This is a genomic window from Prevotella melaninogenica (assembly GCF_018128065.1).
GTDB lineage: Bacteria > Bacteroidota > Bacteroidia > Bacteroidales > Bacteroidaceae > Prevotella.
Map to the genome: position 1 here is coordinate 24610 of NZ_CP072360.1, position 26746 is coordinate 51355.

Sequence of the window (26746 nt, forward strand, 5' to 3'; positions counted from 1 at the left end):
AATCCATTCCTCTTAAAGACAATGCAAAGTTACACTTTTGTTTCGTAACCTCCAAATTCTTTTGCGAAAATTTACTCTTTATACAGAAAAAAGGTTGTTTTATCTTTACAAATAGAATATTTTTACATTTCTTAAGGCTTACTTTCACCTTCTACATACTCTTCAAGGAACATGTGTTCACCATCGAAAACGGCATAAGTAAACTGCCATATCCAATCACCAAGAATCAACAAACGGACTTTTCGCGATAAAGTGAGGTCGAGTTCTATATGCCGATGCCCGTAAATAAAGAAGTCGATATCCTTATGCGTTAACATATACTTTTTCGTATACTGTATCAGATACTCCTTATCTTCGCCCAAATAGGGAACCTCCTTCCCATCGGCACGCTTCAATCTACTCCTTTTCGCCCAATTCAAACCTAACTGCATTCCCCACCAAGGATGAAAGAAGTTGAGCAATCGTTGGCAGAATGAATTATGAAACACCTTACGGAGGAAACGATACTTTGGGTCAGGATCACCTAATCCGTCACCATGCGCAAGATAAAAAACCTTATCGTATATCTCAGTAGTTATCGGTTTGCGATGAAGGATAACACCACATTCCTGTTCCAAATAGCCATAAGTCCAGAGATCATGATTTCCTGTAAAGAAATGAACCTCCACTCCCATATCCGTCAATTCAGATATCTTGCCAAGGAAACGAGTAAACCCTTTAGGAACAACATACTTATATTCGTTCCAGAAGTCGAACATATCGCCTAACAAATAGACTGCGGCAGCCTTGTGCTTAATGCTATCCAAGAAGCGTACAAGGCGGCGTTCGTGTGTGCGACGGTGCTCTATAGCGAGTGATCCGAGGTGTGCATCGGAAAGAAAATAGATATTCTTCATATCATTGGTTGTGAGTGAAGTGTGTAAAAGGGACGATGGTTTCATTCGTTATTCTAAGGCTGTGCCTCAGAAGGGGGAACATAATTGCAAAGACTGGACAGACCTATCCTAACAAGGGCGAGTCAAGCAAGCTTACTCAAAGCCTAACTCAACACGTGCTTCTTCTGTCATCATGCTTTGATCCCAGACTGGTTCAAAAACGAGGTTGATGTTTGCTGTCTTGACTCCTTCCACGCTTTCGACCTTTGTACGTACGTCTTCAAGGATGAAATCAGCTGCAGGGCAAGATGGAGAAGTAAAGGTCATATCCATATCAAGGTTACCCTCGTCATCTACATCAATCTTGTAAATCATACCAAGATCGTAAATATTCACAGGTATCTCGGGGTCGTAAACGGTCTTCAACACGTCAACGATTCTTTCTTCTATCTTTGTTTTCTCTTCTATTGTCATAATTAGTGATTCTTTTAATTGAATTATTCTTTTATCAAAGACAGGCACAACAACTACCATAAAAGCTTGCTTTCAAATAGTCGAGCGTAGCCTATCATCTGCAAAGATAGTAATTAAAAACTATAATCACAATAATTCATTGCGGAAAGGTTACGTTCTTTTGTGGGATTACATATAGAAAGTAGTATATTTGCAGTGTATAAATTAATAATAGGCAGATGAACAGTCTTGATAAAGATGTGTGATGCAAGCTATTTAGCACTCCGCACATATGGTGCGGAGCATCAACACAACACGTGCGAAGCATCAACACCATATGTGCGGAGTAACAACACATCAGCTAAAGATGGGAAGAAAGAGCCGATATGGTCATTACAAAGAATGTTATCAGACGTTTATGGCTAACCACCATAAGAAATGTTTACCAGCCAACACAAATAGAACATAGATCTTTTTATCACCTTTCCTACTATAACTTTCCTTCCTCTCGATATGAGAAATACCCTCCATCGGTGAGTATTACATGGTCGGCAAAATGGATATGAAGCAGTTCGCAAGCCTTGTGAATATGTGACGTCAGCATATCATCTTCACGACTTGGGTTCGTACTTCCACTCGGGTGATTGTGACAAAAAGCCAAAACGGTTGTATTCTTCAACAAAACTTCCTTCATCATCAATCGGATATCAACAGGTGCCATAGTAAGTCCACCCACCGAAATGCGCTTGGCTTCGATGAGTCGGAAGTTCTGTTTCATCATTAAAACCCAGCCTTCTTCGATATCAAGGTCTTGTATCGCCGTGTGCATAAACTGGTAGATATTCTCGGCACTATTGAGTATTGGCGCCTCTTCCACTGTCGCTTTCTGCCGTCTTTTACCTAATTCACAAGCTGCGAGGATAGTGATTGCCTTTGCAGAACCAATACCCTTGTATTGCTCTAAGTCGCGAATAGAAAGCTTTCCAAGTGTATTTAGATTATTATTACAGTCATTGAGAATACGCTTCATTAGGTCTACCGCACTCTCTTTTGGTGTGCCAGAACCAATCAGAATAGCCAGTAATTCAGCATCACTGAGCGCACCAGCCCCCAGTCTTTCAAGTTTTTCGCGTGGGCGATCAGCCTCTGCCCAGTGAGTGATAGAGAGTTTGATTAATTCAGAATTCATAATTCACAATTCATAATTATGATTACTATTTTAACTCAGGTGATTTTTCTACTTATTAGAAGTGATTCATCTATCTAAAACCTGATATCAAGTCCACTTCTCATATTCCTCTTTTTCGTTACAATAATAGAAGTTAACAACTTGATTATCTCTATATTATCATTACTCATAGACTGATATCCGACATCATTAATATACTCACCTGCAAAGAGTTTTTCAAGCCAATAATGAGTTTCCTTAGCTTCTTTAAGCGCTATCTCCAGTTTGTGTATAAAATCAGCGGAGCTTTGTGCACTCTGACTTTCTAATATATTCGCACCAATACTGGTTCCACTTCTAAGGAGCTGTTTAGACATAATAAACTCCTTTTTTTCGTCTTTAAGATACTTATATAGACGTATTATTCTATTGCTATAGGCATCAACCTTCTCTAATAGAATATTCTTCTCACGTTTAAGCATAATATCAGATGGTTTTTTAAGTTCAGGTCTAAAATAATAACGGCTCAATTAACAATAAAAGAACCTCCAGTAGTATCTTTTCAGTCCATATCGGTAATCATAATTATGAATTGTGAATTATGAATTATGAATTAACTATAGAAGTTCTTTTCGTATGCGGAGAATTCATCCATACCACACACACAGCGTTTCCACCATGCACTGAGGAAGCCACAACCATAACCAGTGAGTTGAATAAAGGCAGCTTCGATACTTAGAAGACCTATCTTTAAGCTCTTATTTTGCATGGTTGAATCAACACAGATGATAACACTGTACAGCACCAATGGTAGCAACCCCATTATAATGAGAAGACATCCGAATGCACTGACTATCGGGAAACACTGCAAGAATAAACCAAACGAAATCATCAAGACAAGTAAAGCCGTTCCAACAGTAAATACCATCGGCAAGAGATGGACCAGTTTCAGTGATTCAGGGTACTTCTTATAGAGATTGATTCGAGCTATACCAGAATTATAAACCTGCTTCCAGAACTTGCGGAAGTCCGTACGACGCTTGTGCCAAACCCATGCCTCAGGGAACAGTCGGCAGCGCTTTCCAGCCTTAAAGATACGAATCGAGAAGTCGATATCCTCTCCAAAACGCATCTTTGAGAAACCTCCCAACTCCTGATAGACATCACGGCGGATACCCATATTAAATGAACGAGGATAGAACTTGTCAAGTTTCTTTTTACCACCACGTATTCCTCCCGTCGTAAAAAACGAAGTCATTGAATAAGAAATAGCCTTCTGGGTATCTGTGAAAGAATCGTGTGCACAGTCAGGACCACCAAAAGCATCAGCTGGTTCACGTTCTAACTCCTCGCTCACTGCACGGATATATCCTTTGGGAAGTACAACATCGGAATCAAGGATGAGCAGATACTCTCCTTTAGCACGCTCAGCACCATAGTTACGGCTCTGTCCCGGACCAGAATTTTCCTTATAGTAATAATGCAGATCAAGCCTATCAGCATACTTATCGCACACCTCCTTACATGGAATTTTCGAACCATCTTCAACGATAACGACCTCAAAATCCTTTTCTTCCTGGCTGAGCAGGCTCTCCAATAGTTCATCAACCTCATCTGGACGGTTGAAAACAGGAACAATGATGCTGTACTTCATAATGTTGCAAAGATAAACACTTTGTTCGTAAATGACAAGGAATTTGGTAGATTATTCGAACAAGATAGTAGACTTCCCCCTCGTACTTACAGTAATCTAATTAGTAAGACGCAGCTTAGACCACGTATATACACACCGCAGGTGGGTGCAAATAACTGTTAATATTCTGTTAAACGAGGATTTCACCTTTACCCACTGATTTATTTTAACTATATTTGTACAAAACTATACTCATGTGGTAAAGCGTGACAGACATCAACTGAAAGCTACCAAAAACCGATGTTAAATATGACAAAAGAAGAAAGGCAAAATGCCATTCTCGACCAGCTTCTGACACAAGAGTCCGTATTGGTTTCCGATTTGGCAACCTCTTTGGATGTGTCATTAGTAACGATACGAAAAGACTTAACCGAACTTGAAAAGGCAGGAAAGCTCTATCGAAGTCATGGTAAGGCTATTCTCATCAACCCATTTACCAACAATCGTTCGGTAAATGAGAAGGGAAAGTTGAATGTAGAAGAGAAACAACTCATCGGAGCAGAGGCTGTTAGACTACTTGTAAAAGACGACTCTATCATTCTTGCATCAGGAACGACCATCCATGCGTTGGCTTGTAACATCCGTCCAGAGGGTAGACTGACAATTGTTTCAGCAAGCCTGCAGGCCACAATGACCTTGGCTGCCAACGATAACATTGATATTATCCAGCTTGGTGGTATGGTTCGTCACAGTAGCGTATCGGTTATTGGGCAATATAGTATGGAGATTTTGTGTGGATGTTCATTCACAAAACTATTCTTGGGTGTGGATGGTATCGACCTTGACTTTGGTATTTCAACAACTGACATACGCGAAGCAGAGCTAAACAGAAGTATGATGCAGGCAGCACAAAAGACAATTGTCTTAGCCGACTCAAGCAAGTTTGGTCGTCGAGGCTTTGCAAAGATTAGCGGATTGGAGGATGTTGACATCATCATTACCGACTCAAAGATACCGCAGTCTGTCGCCAACAAGATTGAAGAAATGGGCATAGAACTAATCATTGCAGGCCAACAGGGCGTGCAATAAGACATAAAATAGAAACAAATTAATTTTTACGATTATGAAAATACCATCAGAGTTTGATCCTATCCGTCCGTTTGAGCCGGAAGAATTACCAGCTGTTTATGATCGGATTCTTGCTGACAAGCAGTTTCAAATGGTGCTGGCATACCTTTACCCTGATGTTCCAGCAGAGGCGATAGCAAAGAAAATGCACGCTTGCAAGACAAATCTTGAATTTCAAAAAGCGTTCTGCTATCCTTTCCTCCAGCGCCTTGTCACTGAGTTAAGCTTAGGTTGTAGCATAGATGCGGTGAATATCAGCACTCACAATCGTTACACCTTTGTCAGCAACCATCGTGACATCGTACTCGACTCTGCCTTCCTCGACAAGCTACTCATTGATGTAGGCTTTACCACCACATGTGAGATTGCTATCGGTGACAACCTCCTTTCACAAGACTGGGTGCGTGACTTAGTGCGTATCAACAAGTCGTTTACCGTAGAGCGTGCTCTCCATTCGGTTGAAATGTTACGTGCCAGCAAACGTATGTCAGAGTATATCCACTTCGCTATTGCTGAGAAAAACGAGAATATTTGGATTGCACAACGAGAGGGAAGAGCTAAGAACTCTAACGACCTTACCCAACCTGCTATCTTGAAGATGATGACCATGGGTGGCGAAGGCACCATCGTTGAGCGTCTAAAACAGCTCCACATCGTTCCGTTAGCCATCTCATACGAATACGATCCATGCGACTATCTCAAAGCACGTGAGTATCAGTTACGCCGTGACCTACCTTATTGGAAGAAGACAGCAGAGGACGACCTTGAGAGTATGTTAGTAGGCATCAAGGGTTACAAGGGCCACATCTTCTACAAATGTGCGCCATGCATTGACGAATGGCTTGACACAGTAGATGAGGAGCTACCTAAGAACAAGCTCTTCGATGCTATTGCAGCCCACATCGATCACGAGATTCACAGTAATTACAAACTCTACCCTATCAACTACGTGGCATTAGATATGATTCAGGACACACGTGTTTACGAAGAGTATTATACTGCAGAAGACTATCAGAACTTCAATGCTTATCTTGATGGTCAGATTGAGAAGATTGAAATTGAGAATCGCGATGATAAGTTCTTACGCACTTGCCTACTGACACAGTATGCTTACCCTGCAAAGAATTACATTGCTGCATCATCTGAAAGCGGTCGTTTTAAATCGCTGCTAAACCGTCTCACCTTTAAGAAATAACGCTTCGTGGACTGGTTTAGAAAAACAAACCGCAGACTATTGACTATGGTAACGGCACTCGTGTCGTTACTCATAGTCACTGCCTGTGAGCATGACTTCTATGAGACAGGCGACAGCGAACTGTCTTATCTACATACCGATTTTGTTGAAGCAAAGACAAACGAGTTATCAGCTTTCACTTCAGCAATCACTGATGACGGAACACAACTGACCTTAAAACCTGCAGTAAAAGAACAATGGGCAACAAAACCCGACACAACTTACCGTGCCTTACTATATTATAATAAGGTAGAAAATGGCATAACATCGTCTTTTGCCATTAGTCCTGTTGCTGTCTTGCGCCCTCATTTAGCACTTGACTTACCAATTGTGTACACCGACCCTGTTGGTTTTGAAAGTGTATGGATGAGCAAGAATCGCAAATATCTAAATCTTACACTTATTTTGAAGACAGGAAAGACTGATAACAAAAAGGCTGTCCAGGCTTTAGCCATTGCCTGCGACTCCATAAAAAAGATGCCATCTGGTGGTCGCGCATTCTATCTCCGACTATATCATCATCAAAATGGAGTACCAGAATACTACAGCAAACGTGTCTTCACAAGTATTCCTTTGGATGGTTTTAACCAGAAGGACTCCATCTATTTGAATATCAACACTTATAAAGGACAAATTAGTAAGCACTTTGCTTACTAATTATAATCCTTTGAAAAAGGCCTATGTGGCTTTAACACCACAAAGAAAACGATGAAAGATACCCTATGAAGAAGCACAACCCTTTTCGTCATTAACGACCTTTTTCGACTTTTCTCTATGCTAATTGTTTTTTTTATGTACTTTTGCAGAGAATAATTCATTTGGTATAAACCTGATATGATAAAGTCATTATTTTATTTTAACGTCAAAAGGACGATATTCTCAGCACATAATCGTATGTTGCAAAGAGGATTACTCGTTCTTTCCTTCCTATGTTCCGTATCAGCAAACTATGCTGATAACGTTGATTTCAAGACAGCTTTGCGCATTGCCAAAGCGTATGTAAATGTCAGTCAAAAGACAGTCAAGAACTTAAAGACACGTGCGGCAGCAACAGCAACACAACAACCTTACTATGTTTTCAACGATGATGCAGGCAAAGGCTTTGTAGTCGTTGCGGGCGATGATAAGATGGGAAAGGTGTTAGCCTACAGCCACGAGGCTTCGCTTGATATGAACAACCTCAACCCAGAAGCACGCTATCTCTTCGATTCCTATCGACAGGTATATGAAGCATTGGGTAAGAATAAGACTCTTACTACACGTGCAAGCAAAACAACAAGGGTAGAAGATGCAGTTGAACCACTGCTAAAAAGTAAGTGGGGACAGTACGATCCTTACGATAAACTGACGCATTATCCAACGGGCTGTGTAGCTACAGCTGTGGCACAGGTTATGTATTATCACCAATGGCCAGAGAAAGGAAAGGGAACAGCAAGTTATACAGTGACTTATGACAAAACTATACGATCAGCTGATTTTTCACAGTCGCATTACGATTGGGCAAATATGCTCCCAGATTATAAGAATAAGAAAAGTACAGTACAGCAGAGAGATGCAGTAGCTTTGTTGATGAACGATGTAGGAATAGCAACCGCTATGCAGTACACCCCCCATGCAAGTGGTACACAAAGTTATATGGCTGAACGTGCCTTACGTGACTATTTTGACTATGACGCAGCTCTTATAGAACGCTCAGATGAGGGCATTGCCAACTTTGTGGATATTCTAAAAAAAGAAATACGCAACGGCTTTCCTCTTTATATGTCAGGCACAGCATCTGGTGGAGGCAGTGGACATGCATGGGTTTGTGACGGATTTGACAACGAAGACAGGTTTCATATGAATCTTGGTTGGGATGGTCAGGCTGACGGTTACTACTCGGTCACAGCCTTGAGCATCACTTCTACAGGGCAAGAATTTAATGGAAAACCACTTGCTTTTAATCGAAAACTACATGTCATAGCTATACATCCTAATAAGCCAAATACACCTAAATTAGATGCTGACATTGCGTATAAATCACCGAACATTTCCTTTAGACTTGGCAGCGAGATGGCTTTTATAGGCGATGTGCCTACTGTCCTATCTGATAATGTGAAGCTGATGTATTCCAATTTCACTAATCAAAGTAATGAGCCGTTCGAGGGTGAAGTCGGCGTGGGACTCTATGATGAGGAAGGAAAATTGGTAAAAACCTTTCCATATAGTAAGAAAGGGACAGACATATTTACCAAAGCTCATTTCATATATTCTGATGGGAAGATGGTATCTGGAGCTTTCATAGAAGAAGCCATAACCTTTACCCTTGATTTCTCTACACTGACCAATGGCATATACACTCTATCTCCTATTGCGGCTCGATTACAAAAAGATGCAACCTTAGGAGCATGGGTACGAATGAAGAAAGCACCACGTGTTGTAATGAAAGTTGAAAGTGGAAAGATTAGTTATTTAGAGTTACCCTCAAAGACTCCAAGCTATCAACTCGCTGCTGAACCTAAATTCTCCAGCAAGCTAATTACTGGAGAGACAAACAGCCTCCAATTGTATATTCATAAATTGGATGCACAACCCTTTGATGGAAGAGTAAAGGTAGACTTGATCAACAGTAGAAATGAGGTTATATATAGTTCACAGACAACAAGTATTGTTGACTTTGATATGTATGCCACAACGCGGGTAAGATTACCATTCAATCTTCCTTATGGAGTTACTCCTGGTGAATATCATTTGCGGACAACTATCACCAACGTAGACAACCAGATCTGTCAAGTGCATGACAGACCTTTACAGGAACCTTACAAGGTTCAGGTTGAGGATGGAAAGAAGCCAGAAACCTTTGCAAACATACGTATATTCATTCAGGATAATAGTGAAAATAGCATACCAAGCGAAGAGATAAATGTATTAAAAAGTCCAACTTTCAGAATTAACTGTATGGCTTTTCTTGGAAAGAATGTTCATTACAAGAGTAGTTTGACACTGTATCTAATTGATAATCAAACAGACGTATCTATCCCTGTAATGAAGACCCCATTGCAAGTAGATCTCACCAAGGAAGGTTCTATGACGATGATAACAAGCGACTGGATAGACCCTAAAGTTGAGCAACTCATCAACAACCGTCGTTACCGAGTGGCACTGATAGGTGTAGAAGATGGTAGAAACATTGATTTAATACCTTCCTCACTCAAGCCAACATTCATTTCCATTATCAACAATGGTGTAACGAATGGGATAAACGAAACTCGTTTTAAGGATATAATACAATTCTCTGACGGACGCTTATACGTACAACAGCAGGGATTGAAGCGCGTAGAAGTCTATGCTATGAATGGCGCACTTGTAACAAGCAGCACTGCAAATGGTGCCGACAACCTGTCCCTCACCTTGCCAAAGGGAACCTACGTGGTACGTATAACCACACAAGGAGGTCGCTACACAAGCGTTATCCGATAAGCAATCATCCTATAACAAAGAGCGAGTACCTATCTTGGCACTCGCTCTTTTTCCGTCTTTTAGCAATGTGTTCGTGCTCAGCACGTGTAGTGTTGTTGGTAAGCACCATACGTGCTAAGCATAAACACCAATAGTGCTAAGCACTAAATAACCTGAAAAACATTATCCATCGGCTTACAATTTACCAATAGAAAAAAGCTATACTACCCAAGCACGCAAAAGGCTGAACCCCAAATTAGGAGTTCAGCCTCAAAAAACATATCTTAATAAGACTGACTAAACAACAACAATGGCTGCGTAAGTCAGTGCCTACAAGTAGACTATTTCAAGACACCAAGTTCTTTACCAATCTTGATGAAAGCATCAATACACTTGTCAAGCTGTTCACGGTTGTGACCTGCTGAGAGCTGAACACGAATACGAGCCTCGCCCTTTGGTACTACTGGATAATAGAAACCTGTCACATAGATACCCTCATCGAGGAGTTTAGCTGCATATACCTGAGACAACTTAGCATCGTAAAGCATAACTGCACAGATAGCACTCTGGGTTGGTTTAATATCAAAACCAGCAGCCATCATCTTGTCACGGAAGTAGTTAACGTTCTCAACCAACTTGTCATGAAGTTCATTGCTCTCCTTCAACATCTTGAAGACTTCAAGGCTGGCACCGATAATACAAGGTGCAAGTGAGTTAGAGAAGAGGTATGGGCGACTGCGCTGACGAAGCATATCAATGATTTCCTTGCGACCAGTGGTAAATCCACCGAGCGCACCACCAAATGCTTTACCGAGTGTACCCGTGTAGATATCCACACGGTCGTAGGTCTTACAGAGTTCGCTTACACCATGACCAGTAGCACCAACAACACCAGCAGAGTGAGACTCATCAACCATCACAAGCGCGTTATACTTCTCAGCGAGGTCGCAAATCTTATCAACTGGAGCTACGTTACCGTCCATTGAGAACACACCATCAGTAACGATGATACGGAAACGCTGTTCCTGTGCCTCCTGCAAACAACGCTCAAGGTCTGCCATGTCGGCATTTGCGTAACGATAACGCTTCGCCTTACAAAGACGTACACCATCAATAATAGAAGCATGGTTGAGCGCATCAGAGATAATAGCATCCTGATCGGTGAGCAATGGTTCAAAGACTCCACCATTAGCGTCAAAGCAAGCAGCGTAAAGAATGGTGTCTTCTGTCTTGAAGTAGTCAGAGATTGCAGCTTCAAGTTCCTTGTGACCATCCTGCGTTCCGCAGATAAAACGAACAGAGGACATACCGAATCCACGTTTGTCCATCATCTTCTTAGCACCTTCTATCAAACGTGGATGATTAGAAAGACCAAGATAGTTGTTAGCACAGAAGTTCAGAACCTCCTTGCCTTTCACCTCGATTGCCGCACTTTGAGGACTCTCAATTATTCTTTCCTCTTTGTAAAGTCCTGCTTCTTTAATCTCAGCAAGTGCATTACTGAGATGTTCTTTCATCTTACCATACATAACATTAGATTTTTATTTATTAGTAAGCAAAGTAACTTATAAAAATTGAGAAAAAAGACGTTAAGGAGTTTTTTTTTACGTGATAACCTGATTTTTTAATAATTTTAATACCTAATAGTGTGTTATCAACAAAAAATATGCTTACTTTGCACTTAGTTATATTTAAGCTTAACAATATTTATGAAAAATGTATTGGTCATAGGCTCTACAGGTCAAATCGGCTCAGAGCTTACCCGAGAACTGAGAAAACGTTATGGAAACGACGGCATTGTTGCTGGTTACATTAAAGGAGCAGAACCTAAAGGTGAACTGAAAGAAAGCGGTCCAGCAGCAGAAGCCGATGTTACTAACCCAGAGATGATTGCCAATGTTGTCAAGAAATACAACATTGACACCATCTACAACCTTGCTGCATTACTCTCTGTAGTGGCAGAACAGAAGCCACGATTGGCTTGGAAAATTGGTATTGATGGTCTGTGGAACATCCTGGAAGTGGCACGTGAGAACAACTGTGCTGTCTTTACTCCAAGTTCTATTGGCTCTTTCGGTCTGAGCACTCCTCACACAAAGACACCGCAAGACACTGTTCAACGCCCTGGCACCATCTATGGCGTTTCAAAGGTAACCACAGAGTTGCTCAGTGACTACTATTTTAAGAAGTACGGTGTTGACACACGTTCAGTACGTTTCCCAGGTTTGATTTCCTACGTTACACCTCCTGGTGGCGGTACTACTGACTACGCAGTTGACATTTATTATTCAGCTGTTCGTGGAGAGAAGTTTGTGTGTCCTATCAAGAAGGGAACACTGATGGACATGATGTATATGCCTGATGGGTTGCACGCTGCTATCTCTTTGATGGAAGCTGACCCTACACGCCTGGTTCATCGCAATGGTTTCAACATTGCTTCTATGAGCTTCGACCCTGAAGAAATCTTCAATGCTATCAAGCGTTATAAGCCTGACTTTGAGATGGAATACGATATAGACCCACTCAAACAGCGTATTGCTGACAGCTGGCCAGACAGTCTTGACGATAGTTGTGCACGCGCTGAGTGGGATTGGAAACCTCAGTATGACCTTGATGCCATGACTGTTGATATGCTGAAGAACCTTGAAGCTAAGTTGAAATAAGTCTATAACACGAAAAGATAGATTAGCATAAGCTTGAATATAGTACGTATTAAACTACTCTATTAGGCTATAATCTAAACTGTATAAAGAAACAAAGAGGTGGTTACCAGTATGGCAATCACCTCTTTTTATTTATTAAACATGTTCCCTCAGATGCGCACTTTGATTCCTTTGGAGAATTATTTTCATGAAAAAAAATAATTATTTACGTGAGAAGAAATATTTTTCTTCATGAAGAAAATATTTATTTTCATGAAAATAATTCGCACATAAAGCACACTTTTCTGATAAAAGAAAGAAATACAAGCCTTTACAGCAATACTATCATTACCGCCTTAGCCTACTATTATCATCAAACACACGAATGGATTAATATTTATTTCTTTCTGGATCTCTACTTATCGACGAATATTCCACATCGGAGTTTCACCACCTCCGAAGAGAACATCTATGTTTGCACCATTCTTCTTCTCGATAACATCCCATGCACGCAGCTGAATAAACTGTGATGGTGAAAGGTTCAACTCTGTCATATAAGCCTTGTCAGCCACCGCCTTATTACGCTCAGCCTTAGCACGTGCAAGTTCCATTTCGGCACGTTTCTCCTGTGTCTGCTTAGCCTGAATACTTGCAGCAGTCTTGTTCATTTCCTCCAATTGCTCCTTGTTAGGCATCACACGGTCGGTAATTACCTGCTGAATGTCAATAGGGAAGTTTGCTTTTTTTGATAGAGAAGCAACATATTGGCGCATAGACTGCTTGATACGGTCATCAAACTTAGCAAGCACCTCACGGTTACTCATCAAGTCGAATGGTGAACAAGAGGATACATACTCACGTACTTTATTGCGGAAATAAGGTTCAATAAAGTTCTCAAACCAGTTCTCTCCATAGTTTCTCAACAAATCAGGGGTCTGTCCTTTCTTCACTTGAATAATCATATACATATTAACATCAAGTGGAGTATTATCATTTGAGAGCAAATCATCAAACTGGAACTGCATCTTCTGTGGTAAAATATTGAAGTAGACGGCAGTCGTTGTTGGTGCTATCAGTGTGATTGAATTAACTGGGTCGTCAGCAACACGCGTACTACCAAAGAAGATTGGTTTCATCTTCAAGGCAGCTTCTTGGTCGTAGGAAGGATTCACAAATGAGAAAAAAGCAAGACCGGCAATGCAGAGAAAGCCGACAAGTACTGCAGGAATCAATAATTTTTTGGGACTATTCATACCAAAGAAATCTTTAAGATTAAAATTAGAATATTGTTCAACGGAGTGTTTAGAATTAATTTTCATATCAGATGGGATTATAACACTTATAATTAAATATAGAATCTTATCATTGCAAAGATAGTAAAAAATAGAATAGGTAACAAATAATCTTTTCTACAAATACGATTGTTATCCTCTGACTAAGCTACAGATTTAATCCCAAAATTTTATTACAATCACCCAAGAAAACAATAAAACGGAAGCCTTTATATTTCCAAACGAAACAAAAACCATAAAAAACGTTAACAACTTTTGGTATTTTCAAATAAATTACATATCTTTGCTGCGAAAAGAAACAAAAACATTTTGAATAACAGTTTAATTACTTATCAAACCTTTCGTTACGAAACATTGCGAACAATTTTTTAATCAATTACAACTACCTATACAATGAGCAGCGTATTAAACAAAGATTACGATGTGATTATCATCGGTGGAGGTGTTACAGGCGCTGGTACAGCACGCGACTGTGCTATGCGTGGACTACGTGTGCTTCTTGTAGAGAAGTACGACTTCAGTAATGGTGCCACGGGTCGCAATCATGGCTTACTCCATAGTGGAGCACGCTATGCAGTGACCGACCCAGAGTCAGCCTCCGAGTGCATCAAAGAGAATATGATACTCCGTCGAATTGCTCATCATTGCATAGAAGCAACTGATGGACTGTTTATTACACTGCCAGAAGACGACATACAATACCAGAAAACATTCGTAGAGTCCTGCCAAGAAGCAGGTATAAGTGCTAACATTATTTCACCTGAAGAAGCACGTCGCATAGAGCCATCAGTCAATCCCGACTTGATTGGCGCTGTGCGAGTGCCAGATGCTTCCATTGATCCCTTCCATCTTACGACGGCTAATGTTCTTGATGCTCATCGTCATGGAGCTGATATCCTAACCTATCAGCAGGTGGTAGGACTCGTTTTAAACAATGGTCGTGTGGAAGGCGTTCGTCTCCGCAATAATCATACAGCCGAAGAAAGCGAAGTTCGCAGTCGTATCGTTATCAATGCGGCTGGCATTTGGGGACATGAAATCGTCAAGATGGCAGGTATCAAGGTTAATATGTTTCCTGCTAAAGGTACGCTTCTCATCTTCGGTCACCGTGTTAACAACATGGTTATCAATCGTTGCCGTAAGCCTGCAAACGCAGATATCCTCGTTCCAGACGATGCTGTATGCGTCATTGGAACAACCAGCGACCGCGTAGCTTATGACACAATTGACGACCTAAAGATTACACAAGAAGAGGTAGACGTATTGATAAAGGAGGGAGAGAAACTTGCTCCGAGCCTTGCAACGACACGTATCCTTCGTGCTTACGCTGGTGTCCGACCACTTGTTGCTGCTGACAACGACCCATCAGGACGTAGCATCAGCCGTGGTATCATCTGCTTAGATCATGAGAAACGAGATGGGTTAGCAGGACTTATCACGATTACTGGTGGTAAGATGATGACCTACCGACTCATGGCTGAGATAGCAACCGACCTCGCTTGTAAGAAATTAGGTATAGAAGCTGTATGCCAAACAGCCACCCTTCCACTTCCCGGAAGTGAAGGACAAGACACTGACAACAAGCATCATACCTATTCAACTGCCCACTATGCGGCTAAAGGTAGACAAGGTTATCGTGTGCAGGAAATACCCAATCAGAGTGCAGAAGACCGCTCCTTGGTTTGCGAATGTGAGGAAGTGAGTGTCGGTGAAGTAAAATATGCAATGGAGAAGTTGCACGTTCATGACCTTCTCAACCTGCGTCGCCGTACCCGAGTGGGTATGGGAACCTGTCAAGGAGAACTTTGTGCATGTCGAGCAGCTGGTGTAATGTGTGATGCAGGAGACGAAGCAGAGAAAACATTAACCGATCTCCACGACTTCATCAACGAACGGTGGAAAGGTATGCAACCCGTTGCTTGGGGCAGCACACTTGACGAAGCACAGCTTACAGCAGCTATCTATCAGGGCTTGTTAGGACTAAGAAACTGATAACAGGCTTTTGAAAGAAAGTGAAATCTATATTAGGCTAAATTATATAAACGCACAATTAGCAATAGAGTTCTCAAAGATTCTAAACAATCTATCACAATCAAAAACAATCGACAATGAGATACGATACTATTATAATAGGTGGCGGACTCAGCGGACTCACTGCTGGTATCACACTGGCAAGCGCAGGTAAACGTGTTTGTATTGTGTCAGCAGGACAAAACAGTCTGCATTTCAATTCGGGTTCGTTCGACCTGCTTGGCTATGATAACAATGGAAAGGTGGTTGAACATCCGTTGGAAGCGATTGCAGCGCTAAACGACCAGCATCCTTACAAGAAGATTGGAGTTGAGAGAATCGGACTCCTTGCCGATAAAGCAAAGGCTTTATTAAATGAAGTTGGCGTAAAGACGACTGGCGATAGCACACAGAATCATTATCGTTTTACTCCATTAGGAACCACAAAACCTGCATGGCTGACAACAGAGGGCTATGCTGTGAGCCAGCAAAAGGATACTCTCCCTTGGAAAAGTGTAGAACTCTTGAATATACAAGGTTTCTTAGATTTACCAACAGCGTTCATCGCTGCGAATCTTAAGAAGCACGGAGTAGCTTGTCAGGTAAAGTCTTTTACTACCGAAGAGTTGAGCCGTGTGAGGAAAAGTCCTACTGAAATGCGCGCTACCAACATAGCCAAAGTACTATCAGACAAGCTCGCCTTGCGCAAAGTTGCTGACCGTATCAACGCTATCAGTGGAGAGGTAGAAGCACTCTTGCTACCTGCAGTCTTGGGTTTCAGCGATAATGAGAGTCTCAACGAACTAAAGAATATGGTCAAGAAGTCTATTGAGTTTCTTGCAACCCTTCCTCCTTCGGTATCGGGCGTACGAACTACTCACCTCTTGAAGCAACTCTTCAGCCGTTTAGGTGGAACGATATTGGTGGGAGATACAGCTAATAGTGGTATCTTTGAAGGGAATCGCCTCGTGTCTATCACAACCGAAAACCTCCCTGATGAGACACTTTATGCAGACGAATTCATCCTCGCTTCGGGTTCATTCATGAGCCACGGACTGCAGAGTAATTATCAACACGTATTCGAACCAGTCTTCAATCTTGATGTTGATGCTGCAGAAGCACGAAGCGAATGGACAAAGGAAGACTCGTTCGAAGCACAGCCTTACATGGAATATGGTGTGCAGACAGACAAAGACTTCCACGCTATAAAAGACGGAAAAACTATCAGCAACCTCTTTGTCATTGGTTCCCTATTGAGCGGACATAATAATATTAAACTCGCTGATGGTACTGGTGTTTCACTCTTGACTGCCCTTCAGGTAGCCGAAACAATAATAGAAAGGAAATAAGGTCATGCCAGAAGGAATACAACTAAAGAATATCAGCGGTAATAACTTGGAACAATGCTTAAAGTGTTCCATCTGTACAGCCTACTGCCCTGTGTCTGCAGTGGAGCCAGAATACCCCGGTCCGAAACATTCAGGACCTGATTTGGAACGCTACCGTCTCAAGGACAAGAAGTTCTTTGACGATGCGTTGAAGATGTGTCTGAACTGTAAGCGCTGCGAAGTTGCCTGTCCTTCAGGTGTTCGCATTGCTGACATCATTCAGGCTTCACGCATCAAATACAGTACACACGGACCTATCCTGCGTGATAGAATGTTGGCAAATACCGACTTCGTGGGTACGATGGCGAATATGGTTGCACCGATTGTCAACACCACCTTGGGACTGAAGCCTGTCAAGGCTGTGCTCCACAGTGTGATGGGTGTTGACAAACATCGTAGTTTCCCAGCCTATAGCAGTCAGAAGTTTGAGACATGGTACAAGCGTAATGCAGCCAAAGAACAAGACAATTATAAGAAACACGTAAGCTACTTCCACGGCTGTTATGTCAATTATAACTTCCCACAGTTGGGCAAAGACCTTGTAAAGATTATGAATGCGGTCGGTTATGGTGTCCACCTGTTAGAGAAAGAGAAATGTTGTGGCGTAGCATTGATTGCTAACGGACTCAGTAATCAGGCGCGAAAGCAGGGAGAAGTGAACATTAACTCTGTTCGTCAGGCAGCAAAGCAGAACCGAGTTGTCCTCACAACAAGTTCTACCTGCACCTTTACGATGCGTGACGAATATGAGCATCTATTAGATATAAAGGTCGATGATGTGAAGGAAAACATCACACTTGCTACTCGATTCCTCTATCGTCTGATAGAAAGTGGAGATATAAAACTTGCTTTCCGCAAGGATTTCAAGATGCACGCAGCCTACCATTCAGCTTGTCATATGGAGAAGATGGGCTGGGTTGTCTACAGTACAGAGCTACTGAAGATGATTCCGGGACTGAAACTTACAATGCTTGACTCCCAATGTTGCGGTATTGCCGGTACTTACGGATTCAAGAAAGAGAACTATGAACGCTCGCAGCAGATTGGCTCTGGAGTCTTCAAACAGATAAAGGATGTAAACCCAGACTACGTCACTACCGACTGCGAGACCTGTAAATGGCAGATTGAAATGTCAACAGGGTATGATGTAAAGAACCCTATCTCTATCCTTGCCGAAGCCTTGGATGTTGAGGAAACAAGGAAGTTAAATGGCATAGAATAGGCTGATTCTACTAATAACAACGATAAAATAAAAACAAAATAACAACCTTATAAAATACAACCAGCATGGAGAAGAAATTCATCTTAGCCCTCGATCAAGGAACAACAAGTTCAAGAGCCATCGTCTTTGACCACAACGGACAAATAAAGTCTGTAGCACAGAAAGAGTTTACACAGTATTTCCCACAACCGGGATGGGTAGAGCATAACCCAAACGAAATATGGTCTTCACAGGCTTCTGTTATCGCTGAGGCTATCTCTGCCATTGATATTAACGGTCTTGATATCGCAGGTATTGGTATTACTAACCAGCGCGAAACCACTATCGTGTGGGATGTTGACACCGAAGAACCTATCTATAACGCCATTGTATGGCAGGACCGCCGTACTTCTGAGTTCTGTGATGAGCTGAAAGCACAGGACTTGACGGACAAGATTCATGAGAAAACAGGTCTCATTATTGATGCTTATTTCAGCGGAACAAAAATCAAGTGGATTCTTGATAACGTTCCCGGCGCACGCAAACGTGCCGAGATGGGTAAGCTCCGCTTCGGTAACGTTGACTCATGGTTGGTATGGCGATTGACCCGTGGAGAGGTGCATGTAACAGACGTTTCGAATGCTTCTCGTACCATGCTCTTCAACATTCACGACCTGAAATGGGACGAGGAACTAATGACGTTGCTTGACATTCCAATGTCTATGATGCCTGCTGTAAAATCAAGTTCAGAGGTTTATGGTCACACCAAGACAACTATCTTCGCTCACGAAGTGCCTATCTCTGGTATTGCTGGTGACCAACAGGCAGCTCTCTTTGGTCAGATGTGCATTGAGCCGGGCTCTATCAAGAATACATACGGTACTGGCTGCTTCGTAATGCTGAATACTGGTAACAAGCCTGTTATGTCTAAGAATAACCTACTGACCACTATTGCTTGGAAAATTGGTGATAATGTAGTCTACGCTTTGGAAGGTTCTATCTATGTAGGTGGCTCTGTTGTGCAATGGTTGCGTGATGGATTAGGTTTCATCACCTCGTCATCAGAGATAGAAGACTTAGCCTCAACCGTACCAGACAGTGGTGGCGTTTACTTCGTTCCTGCCTTAACAGGTCTTGCAGCTCCCTACTGGGACCAGTATGCTCGTGGTACAATTATTGGCATAACACGTGGTACGACACGTGCACATATCGCTCGTGCTGCCCTTGATGGTATTGCTTTCCAGACTTACGACATTGCTCAAGCAATGGCAAAGGATATGAATGCTTCGCTTACTGAGTTAAAAGTCGATGGTGGTGCATCACGCAATAACCTTTTGATGCAGACTCAAGCAGACCTTCTTGGCATTAAGGTTGTTCGTCCACGTATCACCGAGACAACCGCTTTAGGTGCTGCTTATCTTGCAGGTCTGGCTGTTGGCTTCTGGAAGAATATCAACGATATTAAGAACCAATGGCAGGTTGAACGTTGCTTTGAACCTATTGCTGACAGCGATACTGTCGAAGCAGCTAAAGCAGGTTGGGCTGATGCCGTTGACAGAACACTGACCAAAAGATAAGACCTAACATACAATAACAACCATAATTCAATCCTTATGGAATATTCAATGACAACACAGTTCTTCATGGAACTATTAGGAACACTGATTTTGGTGCTTTTCGGAGATGGTGTTTGTGCTTGTGTAACGCTGAACAAGAGTAAAGGACAGAACTCGGGATGGATTGTTATCACCATTGCGTGGGGTCTCGCAGTATGTATGGGTGTGCTTGTTGCAGGTCCTTATACGGGTGCTCATCTTAACCCAGCAGTATCAGCTGGCTTAGCTGCAGCAGGTATGTTCCCTTGGAGTTCAGTACCAATCTATGCCGCTGGACAAATGATTGGCGGTGTCTTAGGTGCTATCCTCGTATGGATTTTCTACAAAGACCACTACGATGCAACCGACAGTGATGCTGCGAAGCTTGGTACTTTCTGCACCGCTCCAGCTATCCGCAACTATAAATTGAACTTCCTCTGTGAGGTGATTGCGACATTAGTACTTGTCTTTATCATCATCAGTTTCAGTTCAAAGGGTAACTGCTGTGACCCTAAAAACTTCAAGTTCGGGCTTGCAGCTCTCGGTCCTATCCCTGTTACGCTGCTGATTATTGCACTCGGAATGTCACTCGGTGGTCCAACTGGATATGCTATGAATCCTGCTCGTGACCTATCACCACGTATCGCTCATGCCCTTTGCATGAAGGGCGACAACGATTGGGCATATGCTTGGGTACCTGTTCTCGGTCCGATGGTTGGCGGTATTATTGCAGGACTCTGCGGTGCTGCCCTCCTCCAATTATAATCCACTTGTCAATAAAAAATTATCAATAACTAAAAACAATACTATTATGAAGAATTTTAAAAGAACCCTTCAACTCGTAGCTGTATTCCTTTTCATTGGTGCAATACAGCTTTCAGCACAGACCTACAAGTATCAGAAGATTGTAGGATTCACTGATGCTACCAACGCAAAACTTGAGGCTTTCCTCCAGTCAACTATCTCAATGAACATCCGTAAGGTGGCTGTCTTCGATTGTGACGGAACCCTCTTCGGTCAGGTTCCTTACTATCTTGCAGAGGAAGCTCTCTACGAATACGCTCGTCGCAACTATGCTGGCAAGAAGGATGCTAAGTCTGTTGAGAAGTTCAAGTTAGTTGACAAGATGATAAAAGAGGATGCTATCAGTCGTGAGCGCGACCGTATTAAGTTCCTCAGTGGTCTTACTCCAGAAGAGGTACAGCGTATTGGCGATGATTGTTTCCACGAGAAGTATCAGAATAAGTTCTATCCTCAGATGAAGGCATTGCTTGCCAACCTTCGCAACTATGGTTTCGAGACATGGGTCATCTCTGCTTCTCCAGAGTTACTCTACCAGCGTTTCTGTGTTGAAGAACTCGGATTCCAAGAGGATCGTGTAATTGGTGTGAAGTCACTTGTTACGATGAGCGGTGTCGTTACTGACCAGATTGTATTCCCTTCACCACAAGACGAGGGCAAGGCTGAGGTTATAAGAACCTTTATCAAGACTCGTCCACTCTTCGCAGCAGGCAACAGTCGCGGCGATATGGAGATGATGAACACTTCTGTGGGTCTGAAACTCATTCTTAATCCTGATGACAAGACACCACAGAAGGTGATGGGTGGCAAGACTGTTAAGCAGTATTGGGCAGCTGATCCTAACTGTATTACAGAGTACACACGTGACGTTATCGAAGGAAACTATAACTGGGCATGTGATGAATACAACGTAAAACAGAACGCTGCTACAGATGTTTCTGATCCAGCCGTTGTTATCTATTAAAACACATATCTCTCCATATATAGATGTAATTTAATTTTAGTTTTACAGGTTCTATCATTTACTTAGCAAGATTGTTTAAGGATGACAATGAACCCCAGTTACTGTTGAAGTAGCTGGGGTTTACTCTTTCTGTTCTTATTACTTCCCTAAGAGAAGCTGTTAAGGTTTAGCTTTGGAAACCATCTGGTAAGGATTCTTTAATCCTATCTGCAAGCATACGGAGCAACCTATGACGAATGAAGTTAGGCGAAGTCATAAGAATAATTTCACGAGAAGGCACTGGATAAGCAAAAGGACGTACCAAATGATGCTGCTCCTTTGTGAGCTGTGAGAGCGCAAGCTGTGGTATAAAAGTAACTCCCTTACCATGCTCTACGATGCGCATAAAGGTTTCTATGCTTCCTAAGTTATAACTCTTCTTGCTCAATGCAGCCGACTTTAGCTGGCAAAACTTCACCAACTGGTCACGGAAACAATGTCCTTCGTCCAACAACCACAGGTACTCTCCCGACAAGTCAGCAGGACGAATAAACTTCTTCTCAAACAATGGGTCGCTTTCTGCTACGTAAGCAAAGAACTGTTCGCGATAGAGCGGTGTGCAATCCATCTCTTCCAGTCCGTCAACACGTGCTAAGATTCCAGCATCTATATCGCCCCGACGGAGCGCTCTGCGCATCTCCTCAGTCTTCATCTCCGTAATTCGCACATCCATCTCTGGGTGTTCGTTCATCAACTGAGGGAAGAAACGTGGAATAAGGTAAGGTGCGATGGTTGGCAAAACTCCTACTTCAAAGGTACCCGTAAGCACCTGACGTTCCTCGTCAATGACTTGCTTGAGTTTCTTTGCACGTGTAAGCACCTTCCAAGCCTCCTCTATCACCTTCATTCCCGCTTGTGTTGGCTGTATAGGCTGACGCTTACGATCAAAGATTTTCACACCTAATTCGTCCTCCAATTTTTGAATCATCGAACTAAGTGTTGGCTGTGTGACGTTGCAATCATCGGCTGCCTTTGCAAAATGTTTGAGCCGATAAACTGCCATTACATATTCTAATTGTTGTAGTGTCATTCTTCTAATACCATGTATAGACTATGGCAAAAATAGATAAAAAAAGCCGAATAGCCGTGCTATCATCGTGTTTTTATGCTTAATATAGCTCTTTTTCATCCTTTATAGTGAGTGCATACACGCCCAATCACTATAAATAAGTATTAATCTTTACCACCTTATAGGTTTCATATCAGTATTCCTCATCACCTAACAACCATCACCCAACAATCAACAAGCCACCACCCACTAAGTGTGTTAACGCCCCGCACATGTGGTGCGGAGGCTGAACACAAAGCGTGCGGAGGCTGAACACCAAGCATATTAAAGGTTTACAACCTTATTATATATGATTCTATTGACTACAACTTGTGATTAAGTAAGAGTTGTTCTTTGCTTATTCATCTTGCTTTTCAAAGGCAATACGAGTGCTTTCTATTCAGTATTGCATTGTATAGGTATATGTTTAATATTTTTTTTAGTTGAAGGTAATCTTTTAATTTACCAAATAAATGAGTGCAACTTGTTGATAATCAACACTGTTGATAAGCTTGATAGATTTTATTAATCAGCATATAGATTTTATCTATTGGCTGTAATAATTACAAATACTAACTTTGCATTGCAAAACAAAAAATAATTCATCACATAAATAGTTTTAAGAAAATATGGAACCAATTATCAATGCACACGCACCAGAGTTTACCGTTCAGGCTTTTCAGGACGGACAGTTTAAGACCGTTTCAAGCAAGGATATTGAGGGCAAATGGGCACTCTTCTTCTTCTATCCAGCTGACTTCACTTTCGTATGTCCTACAGAGTTGGAGGATTTGGCTGACAAGTACGAGCAGCTCAAGGGTCTTGGTGTAGAGGTATTCTCAGTAAGTACTGATACTCACTTCGTACACAAGGCTTGGCACGACGCTTCTGAGACAATCAGAAAGATCAAGTACACGATGCTTGCTGACCCAACTGGCGTATTGAGCCGTGGCTTCGGTGTATACAAAGAGGATGAAGGTGTGGCTTACCGTGGTACATTCCTCGTAAACCCAGAGGGTCTCGTTAAGATTGCTGAAATCCAGGACAACAGCATCGGTCGTAACGCTGATGAGCTCGTTCGTAAGGTTGAGGCTGCTTTGTTTGTTGCTTCTCACGATGGCGAGGTTTGCCCAGCTAAGTGGAAGAAGGGTGGCGAAACATTGAAGCCAAGCATCGACCTCGTAGGTAAGCTCTAAGACTTAGAATCTGTAATAACTGACATAGAAGTGTCATAGAAGTGTCATAGAAGTTATGGTGGAGAGATAAGTCTTCGAACTTTGTCTCTCCACTTTTTTATAATATAAAGAGAAATTTACAAGCCCTATGTTAGATTCAAACATACTCGAACAGGTGAAAGGTGTCTTTGCTTCGCTCTCATCTGACATTACGCTCAGCGTTACACGCAACAGCAATGACGAAAATTCAGCAGAGTATTCTTCTTTCATAGAAGACTTTGCTTCTACATCTGATAAGATTAAGACTGTTTATCAAGAAGGAGGACAATTCGCATTCAGTATTCTTCGCAATGGTGAAGAGACTGGTATCAGCTTCCGTGGTATACCAAACGGACACGAGTTTACCTCCCTGCTCCTCGCTGTTCTCAATACTGACGGACAAGGTAAGAACCTTCCTGACGAGGCAATTGCTGCACGTATTAAGTCATTGAAGGGTGAAATCCGTCTTCAAACCTACGTTTCACTCACCTGTACGAACTGTCCTGACGTTGTTCAGGCACTTAACGTGATGGCTCTCATCAACCCAAATATCAGCAATGAGATGATTGACGGTGGTCTATGTCAGGACGAAATACAACGTTTGAACATACAGGGCGTACCTTCTGTATATGTCAATGGAGAGCCATTGCATACTGGTCGTGGCGATCTCGGTATCCTTTTGCAGGAGTTAGAGGACAAGGTAGGCACCGATCACGATGAGAATGCTGTGCAGACAGTACGTGAATATGATGTTATCGTACTTGGTGGTGGTCCTGCTGGAGCATCTTCTGCTATCTACTCTGCCCGCAAAGGCTTGCGCGTAGCTATCGTTGCAGAGCGCATCGGAGGACAGGTAAACGATACAACAGGCATCGAAAACCTTATTTCTGTCACAAAGACAACAGGTACACAGCTTGCTGCTGACCTCCGCACGCATATCAATGAATATTCTATCGACGTGTTCGACAACCGCAAAGTGGTTTCTACCAACCTGAAAGAGGCTGTGAAGACTGTTTCTGTTCGTGGTGGCGAAACCTTCACCGCACCAGCTGTTGTGATCGCAACAGGTGCAAGCTGGCGCCGTCTTGGTCTGCCAGATGAGGATAAATATATCGGTCATGGTGAGCATTTCTGCCCTCATTGCGATGGTCCTTTCTACAAAGGTAAGGACGTAGCAGTCATCGGTGGCGGTAACTCTGGTATCGAAGCAGCTATCGACTTGGCTGGCATCTGCCGTCACGTGACGGTTCTTGAGTTCGCTGATACAATGCGTGCCGATGAGGTTCTACAGCAGAAAGTAGTCAGTCTGCCTAATGTTGAGGTCTTCCTTTCTACTCAGACAACAGCCCTCTTGGGTGATGGTCAGAAGCTATCGGGTATCAAAGTGAAGAACCGCACCAATGACGAGGAGCGCGAAATTACCTTAGATGGTGTCTTTGTTCAGATTGGCTTGTCGCCAAACAGCGATGCTTTCAAGGATCAAGTAGAGGTTACTCCTCGCAATGAAATTATCGTTGATGCAACCAACCGTACAAGTCTGAGTGGCGTATATGCTGCTGGTGACGTTACAACGGTACCTTACAAACAGATTACAATCGCTATGGGAGAAGGTGCAAAGGCTGCCCTTTCAGCCTTTGATGACCGTATCCGTGGCGTGATATAATACAACTAATCTTCTCTGACTTGAGTATATGTTGAGTCCGATGAGGCAAGTGTGAGTTACTTTCACCTTGCCCATCGGGCCTTTTTCGGTTAATTCTAAATTCACAATTCAGAATTCATAATTATGATTACTTTGATAATTCATAATGCATAATTCAAAATTCATAATTATGATTACCGATGATATCGAAAATGAGGGAGTATAGATACAAGACTTTAATCGTTTTCTTCAAGTTCAAAAATATCATCTACACGCTTATCGAAAACACGTGCTATCTTCAGACTGAGAACTGTTGAGGGAACATACTTCTCGCTTTCAATAGCGACAACCGTTTGACGAGATACCCCAATAAGTTCTGCTAATTGCGCTTGGGTCATACGCTTTATTGCCCGCTCTACTCTTATACTATTCTTCATTATCTATTCTCCTTTTATGTAGTTCGTAAAGAAAACGGAAGTGAAACAGCAGAAATATGCTGAACATTGATAGCATTAACAACGTGATATAAACCATACCAAAGCAGAACCACGTGAAGATTACAAAGAAAATCGTATTTACTTTCAGTGCCCATACTAATGAACGCATACGGAGATGTTCAACATATTCATCCTCAACTCTTTCCTTTGAAAATGCTATCATATAAAGAGAGATAAAGGTCAAACAGTAGACAATTTCTGAAAACATGTCTTCCTGCGCAAAATAAAAGAAAGTACGTCCCTCTTGTTCAGGAGCAAAGAAACTCAAGTTTCCAATGTGTAAGGTAATAAAACTCAGTCTTTCATCATTAAACCAGTCATTAATACCTAACCAAGAAACCATAATCATGACAAAGCAAGGGATAAAAATAAACCAACCAATCTTCCTAAAGATGTGGGGTAAAAGATAATCTGTTTTCATAAAGTAGCTTTTTAAATTAATAAGACAAGATATCTATCACGCCACAAAAGTAACACTTCCTTT

Annotated in this window: 23 protein-coding genes; 13 read left to right on the forward strand and 10 right to left on the reverse strand. The window is 42.1% G+C overall.

The features are described 5' to 3' along the window. Positions 1-131: 131 nt before the first annotated feature. From J5A56_RS06045 to J5A56_RS06065, 5 genes are all read right to left on the reverse strand, one after another. Positions 132-896: a UDP-2,3-diacylglucosamine diphosphatase gene (locus J5A56_RS06045; RefSeq protein ID WP_021672217.1), complete on the reverse strand. Its 765-nt coding sequence runs from the start codon at positions 894-896 to the stop codon at positions 132-134. Positions 897-1028: 132 nt separating this feature from the next. After that, entirely contained in the window at positions 1029-1349 is a 321-nt protein-coding gene (locus J5A56_RS06050; protein ID WP_004361640.1) for a metal-sulfur cluster assembly factor, read from the reverse strand. 469 nt (positions 1350-1818) lie between these two features. Beyond that, positions 1819-2517: a RadC family protein gene (gene radC, locus J5A56_RS06055; RefSeq protein ID WP_021672220.1), complete on the reverse strand. Its 699-nt coding sequence runs from the start codon at positions 2515-2517 to the stop codon at positions 1819-1821. 74 nt (positions 2518-2591) lie between these two features. Then, complete coding sequence (locus J5A56_RS06060) at positions 2592-2978, reverse strand: four helix bundle protein (RefSeq protein WP_021672221.1); 387 nt, start codon at positions 2976-2978, stop codon at positions 2592-2594. A 131-nt stretch (positions 2979-3109) separates the two neighbouring features. Next, complete coding sequence (locus tag J5A56_RS06065) at positions 3110-4150, reverse strand: glycosyltransferase (protein WP_021672222.1); 1041 nt, start codon at positions 4148-4150, stop codon at positions 3110-3112. A gap of 288 nt (positions 4151-4438) precedes the next feature. Here J5A56_RS06065 and J5A56_RS06070 point away from each other — a divergent pair, with 288 nt between their 5' ends. The 4 genes from J5A56_RS06070 (at position 4439) to J5A56_RS06085 (ending at position 9950) form a co-directional block, all read left to right on the forward strand. Continuing rightward, complete coding sequence (locus tag J5A56_RS06070) at positions 4439-5218, forward strand: DeoR/GlpR family DNA-binding transcription regulator (RefSeq protein ID WP_036920040.1); 780 nt, start codon at positions 4439-4441, stop codon at positions 5216-5218. A 34-nt stretch (positions 5219-5252) separates the two neighbouring features. Next, entirely contained in the window at positions 5253-6452 is a 1200-nt protein-coding gene (locus tag J5A56_RS06075) for a 1-acyl-sn-glycerol-3-phosphate acyltransferase (protein WP_021672224.1), read from the forward strand. Between the two features lie 6 nt (positions 6453-6458). Next, entirely contained in the window at positions 6459-7148 is a 690-nt protein-coding gene (locus J5A56_RS06080) for a hypothetical protein (protein WP_432757716.1), read from the forward strand. Between the two features lie 177 nt (positions 7149-7325). Then, entirely contained in the window at positions 7326-9950 is a 2625-nt protein-coding gene (locus J5A56_RS06085; RefSeq protein ID WP_081691296.1) for a thiol protease/hemagglutinin PrtT, read from the forward strand. A 320-nt stretch (positions 9951-10270) separates the two neighbouring features. Here J5A56_RS06085 and kbl read toward each other — a convergent pair whose 3' ends face one another. Next, positions 10271-11458 carry a glycine C-acetyltransferase gene (gene kbl / locus J5A56_RS06090; RefSeq protein WP_021672227.1) on the reverse strand — a complete coding sequence of 396 codons (1188 nt, stop codon included), beginning with the start codon at positions 11456-11458 and terminating at the stop codon, positions 10271-10273. A gap of 180 nt (positions 11459-11638) precedes the next feature. On the opposite strand from kbl, the gene J5A56_RS06095 reads away from it, so the two are divergent. Beyond that, positions 11639-12592, forward strand: coding sequence for an NAD-dependent epimerase/dehydratase family protein (locus J5A56_RS06095; protein WP_021672228.1), 954 nt, complete (start codon positions 11639-11641; stop codon positions 12590-12592). A 398-nt stretch (positions 12593-12990) separates the two neighbouring features. Here J5A56_RS06095 and J5A56_RS06100 read toward each other — a convergent pair whose 3' ends face one another. Next, positions 12991-13824 carry an SPFH domain-containing protein gene (locus J5A56_RS06100; RefSeq protein ID WP_231370819.1) on the reverse strand — a complete coding sequence of 278 codons (834 nt, stop codon included), beginning with the start codon at positions 13822-13824 and terminating at the stop codon, positions 12991-12993. 432 nt (positions 13825-14256) lie between these two features. On the opposite strand from J5A56_RS06100, the gene glpA reads away from it, so the two are divergent. The 6 genes from glpA (at position 14257) to J5A56_RS06130 (ending at position 21822) form a co-directional block, all read left to right on the forward strand. Further along, the gene (gene glpA / locus J5A56_RS06105) at positions 14257-15855 is read left to right on the forward strand and encodes an anaerobic glycerol-3-phosphate dehydrogenase subunit A (RefSeq protein ID WP_021672231.1); all 1599 of its coding nucleotides are present in this window, start codon (positions 14257-14259) and stop codon (positions 15853-15855) included. Between the two features lie 116 nt (positions 15856-15971). After that, on the forward strand, positions 15972-17222 hold the full coding sequence (gene glpB / locus J5A56_RS06110; protein WP_021672232.1) for a glycerol-3-phosphate dehydrogenase subunit GlpB: 1251 nt from the start codon (positions 15972-15974) through the stop codon (positions 17220-17222). A 4-nt stretch (positions 17223-17226) separates the two neighbouring features. Further along, the gene (gene glpC / locus J5A56_RS06115; RefSeq protein WP_021672233.1) at positions 17227-18483 is read left to right on the forward strand and encodes an anaerobic glycerol-3-phosphate dehydrogenase subunit GlpC; all 1257 of its coding nucleotides are present in this window, start codon (positions 17227-17229) and stop codon (positions 18481-18483) included. A gap of 65 nt (positions 18484-18548) precedes the next feature. Then, the gene (gene glpK / locus J5A56_RS06120) at positions 18549-20039 is read left to right on the forward strand and encodes a glycerol kinase GlpK (protein ID WP_021672234.1); all 1491 of its coding nucleotides are present in this window, start codon (positions 18549-18551) and stop codon (positions 20037-20039) included. A gap of 36 nt (positions 20040-20075) precedes the next feature. Then, a complete protein-coding gene (locus J5A56_RS06125; protein WP_036920044.1) occupies positions 20076-20822 on the forward strand; it encodes an MIP/aquaporin family protein in 747 nt (248 codons plus the stop codon). Positions 20823-20868: 46 nt separating this feature from the next. Further along, the gene (locus J5A56_RS06130; RefSeq protein ID WP_021672236.1) at positions 20869-21822 is read left to right on the forward strand and encodes an HAD family hydrolase; all 954 of its coding nucleotides are present in this window, start codon (positions 20869-20871) and stop codon (positions 21820-21822) included. A 166-nt stretch (positions 21823-21988) separates the two neighbouring features. On the opposite strand, the gene J5A56_RS06135 is transcribed toward J5A56_RS06130, so the two are convergent. Next, the gene (locus tag J5A56_RS06135; RefSeq protein WP_021672237.1) at positions 21989-22891 is read right to left on the reverse strand and encodes a hydrogen peroxide-inducible genes activator; all 903 of its coding nucleotides are present in this window, start codon (positions 22889-22891) and stop codon (positions 21989-21991) included. A 647-nt stretch (positions 22892-23538) separates the two neighbouring features. On the opposite strand from J5A56_RS06135, the gene ahpC reads away from it, so the two are divergent. Both ahpC and ahpF read left to right on the forward strand, forming a co-directional pair. Continuing rightward, complete coding sequence (gene ahpC / locus J5A56_RS06140) at positions 23539-24105, forward strand: alkyl hydroperoxide reductase subunit C (RefSeq protein WP_021672238.1); 567 nt, start codon at positions 23539-23541, stop codon at positions 24103-24105. Between the two features lie 127 nt (positions 24106-24232). Next, on the forward strand, positions 24233-25786 hold the full coding sequence (gene ahpF / locus J5A56_RS06145; RefSeq protein WP_021672239.1) for an alkyl hydroperoxide reductase subunit F: 1554 nt from the start codon (positions 24233-24235) through the stop codon (positions 25784-25786). A gap of 215 nt (positions 25787-26001) precedes the next feature. Here ahpF and J5A56_RS06150 read toward each other — a convergent pair whose 3' ends face one another. Both J5A56_RS06150 and J5A56_RS06155 read right to left on the reverse strand, forming a co-directional pair. Beyond that, on the reverse strand, positions 26002-26202 hold the full coding sequence (locus tag J5A56_RS06150; protein WP_021672240.1) for a helix-turn-helix transcriptional regulator: 201 nt from the start codon (positions 26200-26202) through the stop codon (positions 26002-26004). Further along, a complete protein-coding gene (locus J5A56_RS06155) occupies positions 26192-26683 on the reverse strand; it encodes a hypothetical protein (RefSeq protein WP_021672241.1) in 492 nt (163 codons plus the stop codon). The genes J5A56_RS06150 and J5A56_RS06155 overlap by 11 nt, the downstream gene beginning before the upstream one ends. Positions 26684-26746 lie beyond the last annotated feature (63 nt).

Coding starts and splice junctions, on each gene's coding strand:
- J5A56_RS06045 (WP_021672217.1), bottom strand. CDS start 896: ATGAAGAATATCTATTTTCTTTCCGATGCACACCTCGGATCACTCGCT.
- J5A56_RS06050 (WP_004361640.1), bottom strand. CDS start 1,349: ATGACAATAGAAGAGAAAACAAAGATAGAAGAAAGAATCGTTGACGTG.
- radC (WP_021672220.1), bottom strand. CDS start 2,517: ATGAATTCTGAATTAATCAAACTCTCTATCACTCACTGGGCAGAGGCT.
- J5A56_RS06060 (WP_021672221.1), bottom strand. CDS start 2,978: ATGCTTAAACGTGAGAAGAATATTCTATTAGAGAAGGTTGATGCCTAT.
- J5A56_RS06065 (WP_021672222.1), bottom strand. CDS start 4,150: ATGAAGTACAGCATCATTGTTCCTGTTTTCAACCGTCCAGATGAGGTT.
- J5A56_RS06070 (WP_036920040.1), top strand. CDS start 4,439: ATGACAAAAGAAGAAAGGCAAAATGCCATTCTCGACCAGCTTCTGACA.
- J5A56_RS06075 (WP_021672224.1), top strand. CDS start 5,253: ATGAAAATACCATCAGAGTTTGATCCTATCCGTCCGTTTGAGCCGGAA.
- J5A56_RS06085 (WP_081691296.1), top strand. CDS start 7,326: ATGATAAAGTCATTATTTTATTTTAACGTCAAAAGGACGATATTCTCA.
- kbl (WP_021672227.1), bottom strand. CDS start 11,458: ATGTATGGTAAGATGAAAGAACATCTCAGTAATGCACTTGCTGAGATT.
- J5A56_RS06095 (WP_021672228.1), top strand. CDS start 11,639: ATGAAAAATGTATTGGTCATAGGCTCTACAGGTCAAATCGGCTCAGAG.
- J5A56_RS06100 (WP_231370819.1), bottom strand. CDS start 13,824: ATGAATAGTCCCAAAAAATTATTGATTCCTGCAGTACTTGTCGGCTTT.
- glpA (WP_021672231.1), top strand. CDS start 14,257: ATGAGCAGCGTATTAAACAAAGATTACGATGTGATTATCATCGGTGGA.
- glpB (WP_021672232.1), top strand. CDS start 15,972: ATGAGATACGATACTATTATAATAGGTGGCGGACTCAGCGGACTCACT.
- glpC (WP_021672233.1), top strand. CDS start 17,227: ATGCCAGAAGGAATACAACTAAAGAATATCAGCGGTAATAACTTGGAA.
- glpK (WP_021672234.1), top strand. CDS start 18,549: ATGGAGAAGAAATTCATCTTAGCCCTCGATCAAGGAACAACAAGTTCA.
- J5A56_RS06125 (WP_036920044.1), top strand. CDS start 20,076: ATGGAATATTCAATGACAACACAGTTCTTCATGGAACTATTAGGAACA.
- J5A56_RS06130 (WP_021672236.1), top strand. CDS start 20,869: ATGAAGAATTTTAAAAGAACCCTTCAACTCGTAGCTGTATTCCTTTTC.
- J5A56_RS06135 (WP_021672237.1), bottom strand. CDS start 22,891: ATGACACTACAACAATTAGAATATGTAATGGCAGTTTATCGGCTCAAA.
- ahpC (WP_021672238.1), top strand. CDS start 23,539: ATGGAACCAATTATCAATGCACACGCACCAGAGTTTACCGTTCAGGCT.
- ahpF (WP_021672239.1), top strand. CDS start 24,233: ATGTTAGATTCAAACATACTCGAACAGGTGAAAGGTGTCTTTGCTTCG.
- J5A56_RS06150 (WP_021672240.1), bottom strand. CDS start 26,202: ATGAAGAATAGTATAAGAGTAGAGCGGGCAATAAAGCGTATGACCCAA.
- J5A56_RS06155 (WP_021672241.1), bottom strand. CDS start 26,683: ATGAAAACAGATTATCTTTTACCCCACATCTTTAGGAAGATTGGTTGG.